We start from the raw sequence: 15,561 nt of genomic DNA, 5'->3' as shown, positions 1-15,561 counted from the left end.
GCTCAGGGGTTTGCCACCTCGAACAGCGACTGCTGGGGCGGGGCGTAGGCCGGGTCGACCCCGTCGAAGAGACTGCTGACCGACTCACCGGCGTGGATGCGGGCGATGGCCGCCGCGAACAGGTCCGCCACCGAGCGCACCTGCAGCTGCGGCCACCCGGGGGGCGCGGGCACGGTGTCGGTGGTGACCACCTGGGTGATCATGGGGTGGATGGACAACCGCTGGACCGCCTCACCCGCGAACAGGCCGTGCGTGCAGGCCACGGCCGCCTCGGAGCAGCCGGCGTCCTTCAGGCGATCGAGCAGCTCCAGGATGGAGCCGCCTGTGGCGATCTCGTCGTCCAGCACCACCGCCCGCCGGCCCGAGACGTCACCCACGATCGAGTCGATGACCACACGGTCGTCGGCGAGCCGCCGCTTGCTCCCAGCAGCGACCGGAAGGCCGAGCAGCCGGGCGAACTGAGTGGCGGTCTTGGCGTTGCCCAGGTCGGGCGAGACCACGACCGTGTCGGTCAGGTCCGTGCCACGGAAATGGTCAGCCAGCACCCCGATGGCGGTCAGATGATCCACCGGCACCGAGAAGAATCCGTGCACCTGGGGTGCGTGCAGGGCCATCGTCAGCACCCGGTCGACGCCCGCGGCGGCGAGCATGTCGGCCACCAGACGGCCGCCGAGGGAGATGCGCGAGGCGTCCTTCTTGTCCGACCGCGCATAGGCGAAGTGCGGGATGACCGCGGTGATCTGAGCGGCCGAGGCACCCCTGGCGGCGTCCACCATCAACAGCAGCTCCATCAGGGAGTCCTGGGTGGGCCGGACCAGCGGCTGGACGAGGTAGACGTCGCGCTGCCGGCAGTTGGCCAGCAGCTGAGCCTGCAGACAGTCGTTGCTGAAGCGACTCGTGTGCGACGGCGAGATCCGCACCCCCAGCCGGTCGCAGATGGCGGTGGCCAGGGCGCGGTGCGAGGAGCCGGAGAACACGACGATCTCGCGCATGGAGTGTGCTCTCCCGTGGGTGGCGAGGTGGACCTGCAGATCGGGCCAGCGTAGCCGCCGGGGCGGCACACGTCAGCGGGAGGCGACGCGCCCGGTGCGGGTCGCCTGGTCATAGGTGTAGACCTCACGACCGCAGATCCACACCCGCAGCGCTCGCGAGGCGAAGTCCAGCGGGTCCCCGGACCACAGCACCACGTCTGCGTCCTTGCCGGGACTCAGCGAGCCGACCCGGTCGGCCACGCCGATGACGTCCGCGGGGTTGAGGGTGACGGCACGCAGGGCGGCCGCGGGGTCCATGCCCTCCTTGACGGCGAGCGCGGCCTGGGTGATGAGGTACTCCACCGGGACGACGGGGTGGTCGGTGATGATCGAGACCCGGACCCCCGCACGGTCCAGGATGCCGGGTGCTCGGGCCGAGCGCTCACGGACCTCGACCTTGGAGCGCGAGACGATCATCGGGCCGTAGAGCACAGGGATGTCCTTCTCGGCCAGCAGGTCGGCGAGCAGATAACCCTCCGTGCCGTGGTCCAGGACCAGCCGGTAGCCGAACTCCTCGGACAACCGGATCGCGGTCGCGATGTCGTCGGCGCGGTGGCAGTGCTGACGCCAGGGAATCTCCCGGTCCAGCACCATGACCAGGGCGTCCTTGACGACGTCCCGATCCGCCGGCAAGTCCGGGGTGGCCGCAGCCAGGCGCGCCTGGTAGTTGCGAGCCTCGGTGAAGGCCTTGCGCAGCGTCAGCGCGACCCCGAGCCTGGTCGACGGGGTCTTCTTCTGCTCGCCGTAGACCCGCTTCGGGTTCTCCCCCAGCGCGGCCTTCAGACCCGAGGGGGAGCGCAGCACCATCTCATCGACATACCGGCCGTGCGTCCTGATCGCCACCGCCAGCCCGCCGATCGGGTTGCCCGACCCGGGGTTGACGTTGACGGAGGTGATCCCGCCGGCGAGGGCGTCGTCGAAGCCGCGCTCGCGGGGGTTGATCGCATCCAGTGCCCGCGCCCCGGCCATGACCGGGTCGGTCATCTCGTTGGTGTCCTGCCCGGCCCAGCCCTCCCCCTCCTCCCACACGCCGAGGTGGACGTGAGCGTCGATCAGCCCGGGCAGCACCCAGCCGCCGTCGGCGTCCACGACCTGGGCACCGTCGGGTACGCTGACCTCCGGCCCGAGCTCGCGGATCGTTCCGTCCTCGATCAGGACTGTGCCGTCGAAGGGTTCGCCCTCGACCGGGACGACGCGGGCGTTGGTGAGAGCCAGCAGCATGTCGACCACTCTAGGCGGGGTGTGAGCGAAACCTCATCGCTACGGTGAGGAAATGTGCCGTTAACTCTTGTGCGCAGTCCCTCGGACTGTGATGATGTGAGGGCGCTGAGGACAGCGGCTATCACTGCGCGGGCCATCGGCCCGGTCCCCCTGCACGGCCCACCGACGCGTCGTGACCCGAGTGATGATGGCGCGCCGGCGAAACAATCCGCCCAGGTGCAACGTTACACGGTGCAACAGCGTCGCCGTGTCACTCGACGACTCATCCCCATCCACCGCACCCACCCCGCCCCGGGAGTCATCCCGGACAGACTTCGACTACAAGGAGCACCACCATGGACTGGCGCAGCCGCGCTGCCTGCCTCGAGGAGGACCCGGAGCTGTTCTTCCCGATCGGCAACACTGGACCCGCCCTGCAGCAGATCGAAGAGGCCAAGGTCGTCTGCCGGCGGTGCCCGGTGACCGACACGTGCCTGAAGTGGGCTCTGGAGACCGGTCAGGACGCCGGGGTGTGGGGCGGGCTGTCCGAGGACGAGCGGCGCGCGCTCAAGCGCCGCAAGGCCAGGGCCCGACGCGCCGGCTAGGACGACGAGGCGGGCTGCCCGCCTTCCTCGGCTGACCGGAGCCGCACGACGAACCTCGCCGAGGTGCCGTGCGGCTCCGCCGGCTCCCACCCGATCCGGCCGTCCATGTCGGCCAGCAGGGCCTGCACGATCTGCATACCCAGCCCGGATCCCGGCGACGCCGACGTGCCGGGGGGCAGACCTGCGCCGTTGTCCGACACGACGACGGTGAGCAACCCACCCTGGTCGTCCCTCGAGCGGGTGGCAGCGATGGTCACCCGCCCCTCGTCCGCCCCCGCGGCAGCGCCCTCCGTGAAGCCGTGCTCGACCGCGTTGTGCACCAGCTCCGCCAGGATCATCGCCAGCGGGGTGGCGTCCTCCGCCCGCAGCAACCCGAACGAGCCGCGGCTGACCAGAGCGACCGCCGGTCCCCGGGAGGCCACCTCGACGATCGCCCGTAGGATGCGCGGCGCCACCTCGTCGAAGGGCACCGTCTCGTCGAACCCGTGGCTCAGGGCGTCATGCACCAGGGCCACCGTGCTCAACCGCCGACCTGCCTCCTGCAGCGCCTTCTGTGCCGTCGGGTCCTCCAGTCGACGGGACTGCAAGCGCAGCAGCGCGGAGACGGTCTGCAGGTTGTTCTTGACCCGGTGGTGGATCTCCCGGATGGTCGCCTCCCTGGTCAGCAGCTCGCGCTCCCGGCGGCGCAGCTCGCTGACGTCGCGCACCAGCAGCAAGGCACCGTGCCGGGTGCCCCCCGCGACCAACGGGATGCAGCGCAGCGTCAGGTTGCTCCGGCGGGTCTCGATCTCGGTCCCCCACGGCGCCCGGCCGGTCAGCACGAGCGGCATCGTCTCATCCATCATGGTGCCGTCGGGCAGCTGTGCGGTGACGATGCGGGACAGGTCCTCGCCGGCGACCTGGTCGGTGTGGCCCAACCGCCGCAGGGCCGAGACCGCGTTGGGGCTGGCGTAGTCGATCCGACCCTCGGCACTGATCCGGATGACGCCGTCGCCCACGCGCGGCGTGCCGCGCAGGGCCCCGGCGTACCCCTGCGCGGTCGGGAACTGTCCTTCGGTGACCATGCCGATCAACGCCTGGGCAATCTGCAGGTAGTTGACCTCCAGCCCGCCCTGCTGACGCATGTTGTCCAGGTCGGTGTGCCGCACCATCACCCCCGTCACCGCAGCGTCGTGCACGACGGGGACGAAGTTCTCCCGCACGTGACCCACCCCGGGAGGGGTCACCACCCGCTTCGCCCGCGCGGCCTGGCTGAGCACCTCCGCGCGGCTGTCGGTGGCCAGCTGACCGACGACGTCGTCGTGGTAGAAGTTGGGGCCGGTGCTGGGTCGGGCGTGTGCCGCCAGCACCCAGCTGCCGGACTGCGTCCGCAACCACAAGGTGAGGTCCGCGAAGGACAGATCGGCGAGCATCTGCCAGTCCCCCACCAGGCGGTGCAGCCACTCGGCATCGGCCCCGCTGACGTGGCCGTCGACGGACAGGACATCGCGCAGGGTCGGCACACCCCGCAGACTAGACGCTCAGCCGGCGGTGCCTTGACGCACCAGCCCGCGCAGCGTCCGCAGAGCGACCGACACCGGGGCGAGCCCGGGATCCTCCAGGCTCCCCACGGCGTCCAGCACCTGCCCGACCCGCCGCAACGGCTCGCGTTGCGCGGCCATCCAGGTCTGCACCCGCTCCGGCGCCGTGCTGCCCGCGTCGGTGCCCTCCAGCACCGCGCGCGTCAGGGCGCGCATCACTCCGTAGAGGTCGTCGCGCACCGCACCGCGAGCCCACGCGGCCCACCGGTCCGCACGGGGAAGGTGGGAGGCCTGAGTGAGCAGCGCGTCGATCCGGAAGGCCTCGGAGACGGCGAAGTACACCTCCGCGACGTCCCGGACCTCGAAGCCCTCGCTCGTGGCCAGCTCGACGGCGTCGAGCAGGGAGAAGGCGTCCAGCAGCGCGGCATACCGGTGCGCGGTCGGCTCGGGAACCCCCGACTCGGTCACCGCCGCGGCCTGCTCGCGGTAGCGGTCGAGCTCCTCACCCTGCAGCATCTCGCCGATGTGCCCCATCAGCGAGCGGACCGGCCCGGCGAACCGCTCGATCTCCGCGGCCATGTCGGCGCTGAGGGAGCGGTTGCTGAGGAACCACCGTGTCGTCCGGTCCAGCAGCCGCCGGAACTCCAGGTAGAGCTCGGTCTGCACGGAGGTGTCGACGACGTTGTCGAGCCGCTCGACCTCCTCGACGTAGCCGGTGAGATCGAAGACCTCACGGCACACGACGAAGGCGCGCGCGATCTGGGCAGCAGTGGCACCGGTCTCCTCGATGGCTCGGAAGACGAAGGTGACGCCGCCGCGGTTGACGATGGCGTTGGCGACCTCGTTGACGACGATCTGGCGCCGCAGGGGGTGCTCGGTGAGCTGGTCGCTGATGGTGTCGCGCAACGGCTCGGGGAAGTAGGTCACCAGTGACGAGGTGACCGCGGGCTCGTCCGGGATCTCGGAGGCCAGCAGGGCCTCCTTGAGCCACAGCTTGGCGTAGGCCGCCAGGACCGAGAACTCCGGAGCGGTCAGGCCCTGCCCGGCCCGGCCCCGTCGACGCAGCTCCTCGGCGTCCGGCAGAAACTCCAGCTCCGGGTCCAGCCCGGCCTCCTCGACCAGGTAACGGATCAGCCGCTCGTGCACGCTCAGCATCCGGCCCCCTTGGTCGCGGGCATTCCCGATCAGCACGTTCTGCTCGTAGTTGTGCCGGAGAACTTTGCGAGCCACCTCCTCGGTCATCGAGGCGAGCAGCTCGTCGCGCTCCTGCATGCTCATCTGCTCGCTGCCGACCAGGGGTGTCAGGGCGATCTTGATGTTGACCTCGTGGTCGGAGGTGTCCACTCCCGCCGAGTTGTCGATCGCGTCGGTGTTGACGTGCACACCGTTCCAGGCGGCCTCGATGCGGCCCAGCTGGCTCAGGCCGAGGTTGCCACCCTCACCGACGACCTTGACCCGCAGGTCGCCTCCGTCAACCCGGATGTTGTCGTTGGCCCGGTCGCCGATGTCGGCCGAGGTCTCGGTCGAGGCCTTGACGTAGGTGCCGATCCCCCCGTTCCAGAGCAGGTCGACCGGTGCCAGCAGGGTGGCGCGCAGCAGCCCGGCCGGGGTCAGCGAGCTCACGTCGGCGGCGAGCCCCAGGACCTCGCGCACCTGATCGCTGACCGGCACGGACTTGGCCGACCGGGGATAGATGCCGCCCCCCTCGCTGATCAGCTCGGTGTCGTAGTCGGCCCAGCTGGACCGGGGCAGCTCGAAGAGCCGGCGGCGCTCGGCATACGAAGTGGCTGCGTCCGGGGTGGGGTCCAAGAAGATGTGCCGGTGGTCGAAGGCGGCGACCAGCAGGATGTGCTCGGACAGCAGCATCCCGTTGCCGAAGACGTCTCCGCTCATGTCACCGACGCCGGCCACGGTGAACTCCTCGCTCTGGGTGTCCAGACCCAGCTCGCGGAAGTGCCGCTTGACCGACTCCCAGGCGCCGCGGGCGGTGATGCCCATGGCCTTGTGGTCATAGCCGGCCGATCCGCCGGAGGCGAAGGCGTCGTCCAGCCAGAAGCCGTAGTCCCGGGCCACGCCGTTGGCGATGTCGGAGAAGGTCGCTGTGCCCTTGTCGGCGGCCACCACCAGGTAGGGGTCGTCGTCGTCGTGCCGCACGACCCGCTCCGGGGGCAGCACCGTGCCGTCCGGGCGACGGTTGTCGGTGATGTCGAGCAGTCCTTTGATGAAGGTCTGGTATGCCGCCACACCCTCCGCGAGCCAGGCCTCGCGGTCGGCGCTCGGGTCCGGCAGTGCCTTGGCGAAGAACCCGCCCTTGGACCCGGTGGGGACGATGACCGCGTTCTTGACCATCTGTGCCTTGACCAGACCGAGGATCTCGGTGCGGAAGTCCTCCCGGCGGTCGCTCCAGCGCAGGCCGCCACGGGCCACCGAGCCGAAGCGCAGGTGCACCCCCTCGATCCGGGGCGCGTAGACCCAGATCTCGTGTGCCGGCCGGGGCTCCGGCAGACCGTCGATGTCGCGGGGACGCAGCTTGAGACTGACGTGGCTCTTGGGGGCGCCGTCCGCGTCGGCCTGGAAGTAGTTGGTGCGCACGGCCGCGGTCAGCACGGTCATCACGAAGCGGACGATACGGTCCTGGTCCAGGCTGGACACCTGCTCCAGGGCCGACTCGATGCGGTCCACAACCGCCTGCACCGCCCCGTCCCGGTCGGCGGAGCGCTCGGCGTCCAGGTCGGGATCGAAGCGCACCGTGAACATCTCGACGACCAGCGCGGCGACCCGCGGGTTGGCTACGAGAGCCTCCTCGAGGTAGTCCAGGCTGTAGCCGGTCACCTGGCGCAGATAGCGCACCAGGGTGCGCACGATCACCACCTGGCGCCAACCCAACCCTGCGGTGAGCACCAGGGAGTTCAGCGTGTCACTCTCGGCCTGACCACTCCATACGGCCGCGAACGCCTCCTCGAACGAGGCAGCGACCACGTCCTCGGCGTCCGGCGTCGTCCACACCTCCGCCCGCTCGGCGCGCAGCCCGAAGTCGTAGATGTAGGTCGAGCCCTGGGTGCCCTGCAGCTCATAGGGTCGCTCGTCGGTGACCTCCAGCCCGAGGTCGGCGAAGACAGGCAGCACGTCGGTGAGCGAGAGCTCATGGCGGCGGTAGAGCTTGAGCCGCCGTTCGCGCCCGTCGGCTCCCTCGGCGGCGTACAGGTGGGGACGCAGATCTGCCAGGTCTGCGTCCGCGTCCAGCTCACCGAGCCGGCGCAGGTCGTCGAAGGCCGCGACGGCGCCGAAGTCCTCCTTGTACGCCTCCGGGAAGGCGGTCTGATAGTGAGCCAGCAGATCGCCGGCCGCGGCGGCGTCGTCGTAGTGCTGCTCGACGACCTCGGACAGCCGTTCGCTCCAGGTCCGGGTTGCCTCCAGCATCCTCTCCTGCAGCCGGTCCACGTCGACGTCGGGGATGGACTCGCCTCGGGGCATCCGGACCACGAAGTGCAGCTGGGCCAGCGCCGACTCCCCGACCCGGGTGCGGTAGTCGACGGTCTCGCTGCCGTAGGCCTGGCGCAACAGCTCCTGCAGGCGGAGCCGGACGGCGGTGTTCCACCGGTCCCGCGGGATGTAGAGCAGCGCCGAGACGAAGCGCCCGAACTCGTCGGGCCGGATGAACAGCTTGGACCGGCGTCGCTCCACCAGGTGCAGCACCTCGTGAGCGATCCGGCTCAGGGTGTCCACATCGGCCTGGAAGAGCTCGTCGCGGGGGTAGGACTCCAGCACTCCCAGCAGGTCCTTGCCGGAGTGGCTGTCCGGGGTGAAGCCGCTGGTGTCCAGGATCTGCTGGACCTTGCCAGCGATGATCGGCAGGCGCAGCACCGACTCGGCATACGCGCTGGCGGTGAACAGCCCCAGGAAGCGGCGCTCCGCCACGGCCCGGCCGTCGTCGCCGAAGCGCCGCAGCCCGATGTAGTCGAGGTAGACCGGTCGGTGCACCGTGGAGCGGGAGTTCGCCTTGGTGATGGTCAGCAGCCGGGGGTCGGTCGCCGTGCGCTGCGCCTGCGGCTGCAGGGCGCTGACGCTGGCCTCGTCGCCCGGGTTGCGCAAGATGCCCAGTCCGGATCCGGGCACCGACTGCAACGCGGGCTCGTCGTCGCGCTCGACGAGGTCGTACTCCCGGTAGCCGAGGAAGGTGAAGTGGTTGTCCTCAAGCCAGGTGAGGAACTCGATGGTCGGCTCGAGCGTGTCCGGGTCCACCGAGCCAGGCACACCGTCCCGCAGCTCCTCCACGATGTCCAGGCAGGTGCGGCGCATCGCCATCCAGTCCTCGCAGGCCCGCCGCACGTCCTCCAGCACCACGCTCAACCGATCGCGCAGCTCCTCGCGATGCCCTTGCGAGGGCAGCCGGTCGATCTCGAGATACATCCACGACTCCGTGCTGCTGTCCTGTGGTGCATGCGTGACATCGACATCGAGCACCTCGGCCACCCCGTCATCTCCGCGCCGCACCACAACCTGGGGATGGACGAGCAGATGCACCGTGAGGTCGCGCTGCCGCAGCTCGCCCACCACCGAGTCGACCAGGAAGGGCACGTCGTCCACCGACACCTGCAGCACCGTGTGCCGGGTCGTCCACCCGTCGTCCGCCTTCGTCGGATTGCACACCCGCACCGCGGCCTCCGAGCCGTCCCGGGAGGACGCGAGGTGCTGGGCCGAGCGCGCGATGGCGGTCAGGTCGGACTGATCGTGCCCCTCCAGGTCCACCTCCGCCACGTGCTGGAAGTAGCGGCTCAACAGTGTCTGATCGGACGACATGGCGGTGACTCCTCGACCGTCGGTGGGCAGGCGCACTACACTGAGCGCCCGGCTGCGAGCCTAGTCGGTCCGCCCCACAGCTTCGCAGGCCCCGGCACCTAGAGTGTCGACCATGTCCCGGCGCCACACTGCTGTCCCGGCACTGCTGATGCTGGCCGACGAGGTCTCCTGCGTGCACGCGGAGGTAGGCGATGTCGCCACGCACAATGACTTGGCGGCGGCCATCGACGCGCTGGCCCATGCGCTGGTCGACCTCGCCGACGGCCGCGAGCACCCCTCGACCCACACAGCGGCGCCCGAGCTCCCCGGCGGAGGTGAGCAGGTTGAGTCCGCGTCCTGCGCGGCCGCCGCGGCCACCCTTCGGGGCGTGCAGCTGCGCGCCGGGCGGCTCCTTGCCGGTCCGGACGGCATACCGTCCGGTCTCGCCAGCGACACCGTCGAGGCGCTCGGTGTCCTCGCGGGCGCGCTGCAGGACCTGGCCGGCGCCGGTGGGCCGACCCGGCTGCGAGCCGTGCGACCCACCGCCCACCGTGCCGTGCGGCGGTGCCACCGCATGCTCCAACCGGGGTCTACGTTGGGCTCATGAGGATCACCGAGCGGATCGAGCACAGCGCCACACCCGACCAGGTCCACGCCATGCTCGTCGACCCGGCCTTCCAGGAGGAGCGCTGCCGGCGCAGCGGCAGTCTGCACCACGACGTCGAGGTGGAGGCGACCGGCGAGGGATCCATCGTGGTGACCCGACGGGAGATGCCCACCGATGACCTGCCCGACGTCGCGAAGCGCTTCGTGGGCAGCACCCTCCACCTCGTCGAGACGATGCGCTGGGGAAACAGTGACGTCGAGGGCGACTGGGAGGCCGCCTACACCCTGGACGTGGAGAGCACGCCGGTGTCCATGGTCGGCGGCATCCACCTGCTGCCCGACGGGCCAGGCACCGTGCACTCGGTCGACGGCGAGCTCAGCGCGCACGTGCCCCTGGTCGGCGGCCGGATCGAGCGCGCGGTGCGTCCTTTGGTCGTCTCGGCGCTGGAGCTCGAGGCCCGGTTGAGCCGGGAGTGGCTCAACCGCACCTGAGCAGCTGCGCTGCCCCGCTCAGCCCATGTGCGGGTACCGATAGTCCGTCGGTGCGACGAACGTCTCCTTGATCGTGCGCATGTTCACCCAACGCATCAGGTTGGCCGGGGATCCTGCCTTGTCGTTGGTGCCCGAGGCCCGCGCGCCGCCGAACGGCTGCTGGCCGACGACCGCGCCGGTGGGCTTGTCGTTGATGTAGAAGTTGCCCGCCGCGAACTGCAGACGCCGGGTGGCGTCGGCGATGACGGCACGGTCCCGCGCGATGATGGAGCCGGTCAGAGCGTAGGCGGCAACAGACTCCATCTGGTCGAGCACCGAATCGTAGTCCGCGTCCTCGTAGACATACACCGCGAGGATCGGCCCGAAGTACTCGGTGGTCAGCATCTCGTGCTCCAGGTCCTGCACCGTGACGATGGTCGGTCGCACGAAGTAGCCGACGCTGTCGTCGTAGGTCCCTCCGGCGATCACCTCGACCCCGTCGTCGGTGTGCGCGGCGTCGATCACCGACTTGTGCTTGGCGAAGGCGCGCTCGTCGATGACCGCGCCCATGAAGTTGTCGAAGTCGCGCACGTCGCCGCAGGCGATCGCCTCGGTCGTGGCCACCAGCTCGTCGCGCATGACGTCCCAGACCGACCGGGGCACGTAGGCGCGTGAGGCTGCCGAGCACTTCTGCCCTTGGTACTCGAACGCGCCCCGGACCATGGCGGTCCGGAGCACGGCGGGGTCCGCGCTGGGGTGGGCCATGATGAAGTCCTTGCCGCCGGTCTCCCCGACGATGCGCGGGTAGGACTTGTAGGCGGCGATGTTGGCGCCGACCTCCTCCCAGAACATCCGAAACACCCTGGTCGAGCCCGTGAAGTGCACTCCGGCGAAATCAGGGTCCGACAGCACCTCCTCGCTGACCTCGACCCCACTGCCGGTGACCATGTTGATGACCCCCGGCGGCATCCCCGCCTCGTCGAGGATCTCCATGATGAGCGAGGCGGCCCGCTGCTGCGTGGTGGCCGGCTTCCACACGGTGGTACAGCCCATCAGTGCGGGTGCGGTCGGCAGGTTGCCGGCGATCGCGGTGAAGTTGAAGGGCGTCACGGCGTAGACGAACCCCTCCAGTCCCCGGTACTCCGTGCGGTTCCACACACCGGGTGCGTTGCGCGGGGGCTGATCGGCCAGGATCTGACGGGCGTAGTGCACGTTGAAGCGCCAGAAGTCGGCCAGCTCGCAGACCGCCTCGATCTCGGCCTGGGTCGGGCTCTTGGACTGGCCGAGCATCGTCGCGGCGTTCATCCGGGCGCGGTAGGGCCCCGTCAACAGCTCGGCCGCCTTGAGCAGGACGGACGCGCGGTCGTCGAAGGACAGCGCCCGCCAGGCCGGGCCGGCCGCCACGGCGGCGTCGATGGCGGCCCGGGCGTCCTGCTTGGTGGCGTTGTGCAGCGTGCCCAGCACCTCGCCGTGAGCGTGCGGCTGCACGACCTCCACCGCTTCGCCGCTGCCGGTGACCGCCTCGCCGTTGATGATGTGCGGCAGCTCCATCGGATGGCCGGCGACCTGCGTCAGGGCCTGCTCGAGCTCGGCCCGCTCGGGGGAGCCCGGGGCGTACTCCAGGACCGGCTCGTTGTGCGGCTCGGGGACGGTCGTGATCGAGTTCATGATGGGTAGTCCTCTCGTGCTTCCTCGGTTGCGCTTCGTCAGTGGTCGGGTCGTCCGTGGTCGGTTCGTCAGTCGGGTCAGCGCGGGCGCTGAGGGTCTCGCCTGGTCACAGCAGGCTCACCAGCTGGGTCAGCTCAGTGGTGTCGTACCAGGACAGCTCGACCTTGCCCCGATCCACAACGGCCGGCTGCGTCCCGAGCACATCGTCGCCGACCAGCAGGGCAGCCACCCTGGCCAGGGCGATGTCACCGGGCACCGTCACCTCGAGGACCTCGGATGCCCGCGGCTCCACACCGGCGGCGCGACCCGCCGTCCCGGTGGCGACCTCGGCGCTGACGTCGGCGGCCGCGATGATGACCGGCTCCTCAGTCGCCAACGCCAGCCGGGCTGCATGCTGCAGCGCCGCTTCCTCCTGCAGATCGGTGTCGTGCTCCGGCGCTCCTGCGGTGGACACACCGAACAGCGGAGCCGCGAGCCGGCCCTCGTCGACCAGCTCGCGGACCTGATGGGGACGCAGCGGGACATACACCCGCACCAGCTCAACCATCAGTTCTCCGACCCGGGCGACGGGCAGCAATGCACGTTCACCCGGTCATGGTCGCAGACGGGCGTCGTTTCTCACTCATCGCCGTCGCCTGCGCCGGCCAAGGTCCCGGCGCCGGGAGGGGCCGGGGACACCGGCCAGCTCCCCGGCGAGGTCCAGCACCGCTCGGTATGCCGGACTGCCCGGCCGAGTCTCGCTCAACGTGCGTCCGTGCAGCACCGCCGCGTCCAGGGCCTCCCGGTCATCCGGGATCAGGTGCACCCGGTCGAGGCCCGCGAACCGCTGCAGCGACTCCCTGACCCGGCGATCCGGGTCCCTGCCCACCGATCCGGACCGCACGCGGTTGACCACGACGTGCACCGGCACCACCACGTGCGCGCGCAGGTCGTCCAGAGCGCGCACGAGCCGTTGCAGACCTACGGGATCTGCGCTTCCGACCACGACCACCACGTCTGCGGCCGCCAGGCTCGCCAGGCTCGCACCGTTGCGCCGCGGAGCCGAGGTGTCATAGCTCAGCTCCTCGTCACGCTCGAGACAGAAGCCCGTGTCGATGATGGTCCAGGCAGCCAACAAGGGGCACTGGGCGAGCACGTCCGCGACAGCGTGCTCGCGCAGCTCAGGCCATCGGTCTGCCCTGGGAAGGCCGGTGAGGACCCGCATACCAGGCTGCACCAGCGGAGCCAGTCGCGCGAGGGACGCGCGATCGAGCACACCCTGGTCGGCCGCTCGCACCGCAGCCGCCAGCCCGGGGGCCTCGTCCAGCACGGCGAGCACCTGGGCGACCGAGGCGCCGTAGGTGTCGGCGTCCACCAAAATCGAGGGAGCGGAGGCGGTGCCCAGTGCCGCCGCGAGGTGGATGGCGAGCGTCGTCCGGCCGGGTGCCCCGGTCGGCCCCCACACCGCCACGACCCGCCCTCGTCGGTCCCCGGCCTCGACGTCGGGGTCCGTCGGCGGTGTCCCCGAGCCGCTCCCCGCCGGCTGCGGTGTGGAGTCCGCGAGGCGCTCGGCGGGCGCCTGGGCGTCCAGGAGCAGCGCGCGCTCCCCCTGCGCACCAGCCCCGGCGGATGACACGGCCGGCGCGGACACCAGCAACGCCAGGACCTGCTCGATCTGTGCTGCCTCGGCGTCTGCGCTGACGACCGCCGCCACCCCCCAGCGACGCAACGTGCGCAGACCCGCCTCGTCCCCGGGCGGATGGACCCCCAGCACCCGCACCCCCTGCTGGCGAAGCTCGGCCAGGGCTGAGGCGTCCAGTCCCCGGAGGTCGACCGACACCGCGGCGACCTGCCCGATGCCGGCTGCGGCACACCCCAACAGCTCAGCCAGATCTGCGCAGCGTCGCGCCACATGCACATGGGCGCTGCGCCCCAGGTGGCCGGCGAGCTCGCTCTCCCAACGGTGGGTCACCGCGGTGAGCGCGGGCAGGCTCACCGTCCCGATCCGGCGGTCGGACCGGGTGCCGGCACCAGCGTCAGTCGAGCCTCCTGGTCGACGCTGGAGATCACCGCCGCCACATCCGCGGCGGGCACGACCACCTGCACGGCCGCGCGCCCGACGCCCATGCCGAGCGCGCCGGGATCGGCCGGCACGTCGGCGACCAATGCCTGCTGCACCAGCAGCTCAGGATCGAGGTAGCGAGTCCCTGGGGCCTCGTCGTCCCGCCGACTGACCCAGATGTCGACCACGCTCCCGACGTCGAGGGTGGACGCGGCGGCGGGGTCGATCGGCACCGTGACGGTCTTGTCGCTCACCTGCTGGGCGCTGCCGACGGCAGAGAGGGGCAGCAGCTCACCCACCTGCACGGTGCGCAGCACGAAGGTGCCGGGCCGGACCGGCCTGGCGGCGTCCACATAGCGCCCAGCGGTGTCCTGCAGCCGCACCGAGATGCTGGTCAGGTCCTGCTCGGAGACCTCCTGGCCGGGCAGCAGCGGCCGGGCTGCGGCATACACCGGTGTGGAGTCGTCGAAGGAGGCGATCAGGCGCGCGCCTCCGAGGACGGACAGCAGCACCAGCAGCACACCGATCACCAGCCTGGCGTCTCGCCAGTTGGGACGGTGCAGTCGTCGTGCCGTCGGCACGGAGACCTCTGACATCAGGCTCACCTTCCTGGTACTGCCCCACTTTGTCCCGCAGCCGCTCACGACACGACCACTTCCCGCCATTATGGAGTCCGCACGGCCCGTCTCGCCAGCTTGTCCACAGGGCCCGTCTCGCCAGCTTGTCCACAGGGCAGCAACCGTGCAGGCCGTCGATCACTAGACTTGAGGGCGATCAGCAGTCGCAGCGCGACCCCGGCCGGGTGGAGGACATCATGGAGGCACGCTTTCTCACGCTGACCGACGTGGCCGAGACGCTCAACATCACCCTGGCCCAGGCCAAGTCGCTGGTGCGAAGCCAGGATCTCGCGGCGATCAAGGTCGGTGGTCGTGGGGTCTGGCGCGTCGAGCGCTCCGAGCTCGAGGCCTACATCCAGCGGATGTACGACGACACAAGGGCCTTCATCGCCCGCGGCGAGGGTCAGGAATCCGGACCTCAGATCTGACGCACCGTGGCCAGCGCCCACAGCGGCACGCTGTGCCAGGAGCGCACCGCCTCCGCGCGGCGGGGCAGGTCGGCAGCGTGGTCGGCCAGGTCCACGTAGTCCCTGCCCACCCGGTCGATGGTGCCGCTCTGCTGCCCGCCGCCGACATCGGTCAGCCTCAGCACCGACCGGTCGCGGGCAAGGGCGCGCAGAGCTGATCCCAGGGCGAAGCGTCGCTGGCCCGCTCCCTCGCGCTGGTCGACGTGCACGGGCAGTCCCTGGATGCGCAGCACCGTGGGCAGCCGCACCAGCACGTCCTGGCGCCGCTGCGGCCCGACGATGTCGGTGCGCAGCACACACCAGTCGGAGCCAACCTCGCTGAGCACGCCGCTGAGCTGGCCGGCGCCTTGGACGGTCAGGGTCAACGGAGCCGAACCGCTGGCCACCAGTCGCTGCACCAGGTCGGTCCGTGAGTGGGCCGCGCGGGCGTGCTCGGCGGCATCGGCGGCCAGCTCCGCCTGGTCCTGCCGCGCAAGCTGGGCCTCCAGGTCGTCGAAGAAGCGACTCCATCGCATGCCGTCCAGTCTGGCAGCACGGCAGCCACCGCACCCGGTAT

At 70.6% G+C, this 15,561-nt stretch carries 13 protein-coding genes; 4 read left to right on the top strand and 9 right to left on the bottom strand.

Features of this window, described 5'->3' with window-relative positions; all coding sequences use genetic code 11:
* Nucleotides 1–2 precede the first annotated feature (2 nt).
* Together ACR2FV_RS17875 and ACR2FV_RS17870 are read right to left on the bottom strand one after the other, a co-directional pair.
* Complete coding sequence (locus tag ACR2FV_RS17875) at nt 3–992, bottom strand: ribose-phosphate diphosphokinase (protein WP_434017059.1); 990 nt, start codon at nt 990–992, stop codon at nt 3–5.
* A 72-nt stretch (nt 993–1,064) separates the two neighbouring features.
* Nucleotides 1,065–2,252, bottom strand: a complete 1,188-nt coding sequence (locus ACR2FV_RS17870; protein WP_434017058.1) for an amidohydrolase — start codon at nt 2,250–2,252, stop codon at nt 1,065–1,067.
* Between the two features lie 335 nt (nt 2,253–2,587).
* Here ACR2FV_RS17870 and ACR2FV_RS17865 point away from each other — a divergent pair, with 335 nt between their 5' ends.
* Nucleotides 2,588–2,836 (top strand): WhiB family transcriptional regulator, encoded by a 249-nt coding sequence (locus tag ACR2FV_RS17865; protein ID WP_434017057.1) that lies wholly within the window; start codon nt 2,588–2,590, stop codon nt 2,834–2,836.
* On the opposite strand, the gene ACR2FV_RS17860 is transcribed toward ACR2FV_RS17865, so the two are convergent.
* Entirely contained in the window at nt 2,833–4,338 is a 1,506-nt protein-coding gene (locus ACR2FV_RS17860) for a sensor histidine kinase (RefSeq protein ID WP_434017056.1), read from the bottom strand. The two genes, ACR2FV_RS17865 and ACR2FV_RS17860, sit on opposite strands and share 4 nt — an antisense overlap.
* A gap of 18 nt (nt 4,339–4,356) precedes the next feature.
* Entirely contained in the window at nt 4,357–9,156 is a 4,800-nt protein-coding gene (locus tag ACR2FV_RS17855; RefSeq protein WP_434017055.1) for an NAD-glutamate dehydrogenase, read from the bottom strand.
* Between the two features lie 112 nt (nt 9,157–9,268).
* On the opposite strand from ACR2FV_RS17855, the gene ACR2FV_RS17850 reads away from it, so the two are divergent.
* Together ACR2FV_RS17850 and ACR2FV_RS17845 are read left to right on the top strand one after the other, a co-directional pair.
* Nucleotides 9,269–9,742 (top strand): hypothetical protein, encoded by a 474-nt coding sequence (locus tag ACR2FV_RS17850; protein WP_434017054.1) that lies wholly within the window; start codon nt 9,269–9,271, stop codon nt 9,740–9,742.
* Entirely contained in the window at nt 9,739–10,233 is a 495-nt protein-coding gene (locus tag ACR2FV_RS17845) for a DUF2505 domain-containing protein (RefSeq protein WP_434017053.1), read from the top strand. Before ACR2FV_RS17850 ends, ACR2FV_RS17845 begins: the two co-directional genes overlap by 4 nt.
* An 18-nt stretch (nt 10,234–10,251) precedes the next feature.
* Here ACR2FV_RS17845 and pruA read toward each other — a convergent pair whose 3' ends face one another.
* The 4 genes from pruA to ACR2FV_RS17825 form a co-directional block, all read right to left on the bottom strand.
* Nucleotides 10,252–11,880 carry an L-glutamate gamma-semialdehyde dehydrogenase gene (gene pruA, locus ACR2FV_RS17840; RefSeq protein ID WP_434017052.1) on the bottom strand — a complete coding sequence of 543 codons (1,629 nt, stop codon included), beginning with the start codon at nt 11,878–11,880 and terminating at the stop codon, nt 10,252–10,254.
* Nucleotides 11,881–11,986: 106 nt separating this feature from the next.
* On the bottom strand, nt 11,987–12,427 hold the full coding sequence (locus ACR2FV_RS17835) for a DUF6912 family protein (RefSeq protein ID WP_434017051.1): 441 nt from the start codon (nt 12,425–12,427) through the stop codon (nt 11,987–11,989).
* Between the two features lie 75 nt (nt 12,428–12,502).
* A complete protein-coding gene (locus ACR2FV_RS17830) occupies nt 12,503–13,855 on the bottom strand; it encodes an AAA family ATPase (RefSeq protein ID WP_434017050.1) in 1,353 nt (450 codons plus the stop codon).
* Nucleotides 13,852–14,517 (bottom strand): hypothetical protein, encoded by a 666-nt coding sequence (locus tag ACR2FV_RS17825; protein WP_434017049.1) that lies wholly within the window; start codon nt 14,515–14,517, stop codon nt 13,852–13,854. Before ACR2FV_RS17825 ends, ACR2FV_RS17830 begins: the two co-directional genes overlap by 4 nt.
* A 218-nt stretch (nt 14,518–14,735) precedes the next feature.
* On the opposite strand from ACR2FV_RS17825, the gene ACR2FV_RS17820 reads away from it, so the two are divergent.
* Nucleotides 14,736–14,966, top strand: coding sequence for a helix-turn-helix domain-containing protein (locus ACR2FV_RS17820; protein ID WP_434017048.1), 231 nt, complete (start codon nt 14,736–14,738; stop codon nt 14,964–14,966).
* Here ACR2FV_RS17820 and ACR2FV_RS17815 read toward each other — a convergent pair.
* Complete coding sequence (locus tag ACR2FV_RS17815; RefSeq protein WP_434017047.1) at nt 14,957–15,520, bottom strand: hypothetical protein; 564 nt, start codon at nt 15,518–15,520, stop codon at nt 14,957–14,959. The two genes, ACR2FV_RS17820 and ACR2FV_RS17815, sit on opposite strands and share 10 nt — an antisense overlap.
* Between the last annotated feature and the right edge of the window lie 41 nt (nt 15,521–15,561).

It is taken from the genome of Ornithinimicrobium sp. (assembly GCF_051004135.1).
GTDB lineage: Bacteria > Actinomycetota > Actinomycetes > Actinomycetales > Dermatophilaceae > Ornithinicoccus.
The sequence above is the reverse complement of the archived record's forward strand: the minus strand, read 5'-3'. Positions and strand labels throughout refer to the sequence as shown.

Excerpts from the sequence above, each read along its gene's own strand:
- ACR2FV_RS17875 (WP_434017059.1), bottom strand. The coding sequence starts at position 992 with ATGCGCGAGATCGTCGTGTTCTCCGGCTCCTCGCACCGCGCCCTGGCC.
- ACR2FV_RS17870 (WP_434017058.1), bottom strand. The coding sequence starts at position 2,252 with ATGCTGCTGGCTCTCACCAACGCCCGCGTCGTCCCGGTCGAGGGCGAA.
- ACR2FV_RS17865 (WP_434017057.1), top strand. The coding sequence starts at position 2,588 with ATGGACTGGCGCAGCCGCGCTGCCTGCCTCGAGGAGGACCCGGAGCTG.
- ACR2FV_RS17855 (WP_434017055.1), bottom strand. The coding sequence starts at position 9,156 with ATGTCGTCCGATCAGACACTGTTGAGCCGCTACTTCCAGCACGTGGCG.
- ACR2FV_RS17850 (WP_434017054.1), top strand. The coding sequence starts at position 9,269 with ATGTCCCGGCGCCACACTGCTGTCCCGGCACTGCTGATGCTGGCCGAC.
- ACR2FV_RS17845 (WP_434017053.1), top strand. The coding sequence starts at position 9,739 with ATGAGGATCACCGAGCGGATCGAGCACAGCGCCACACCCGACCAGGTC.
- pruA (WP_434017052.1), bottom strand. The coding sequence starts at position 11,880 with ATGAACTCGATCACGACCGTCCCCGAGCCGCACAACGAGCCGGTCCTG.
- ACR2FV_RS17835 (WP_434017051.1), bottom strand. The coding sequence starts at position 12,427 with ATGGTTGAGCTGGTGCGGGTGTATGTCCCGCTGCGTCCCCATCAGGTC.
- ACR2FV_RS17825 (WP_434017049.1), bottom strand. The coding sequence starts at position 14,517 with ATGTCAGAGGTCTCCGTGCCGACGGCACGACGACTGCACCGTCCCAAC.
- ACR2FV_RS17820 (WP_434017048.1), top strand. The coding sequence starts at position 14,736 with ATGGAGGCACGCTTTCTCACGCTGACCGACGTGGCCGAGACGCTCAAC.
- ACR2FV_RS17815 (WP_434017047.1), bottom strand. The coding sequence starts at position 15,520 with ATGCGATGGAGTCGCTTCTTCGACGACCTGGAGGCCCAGCTTGCGCGG.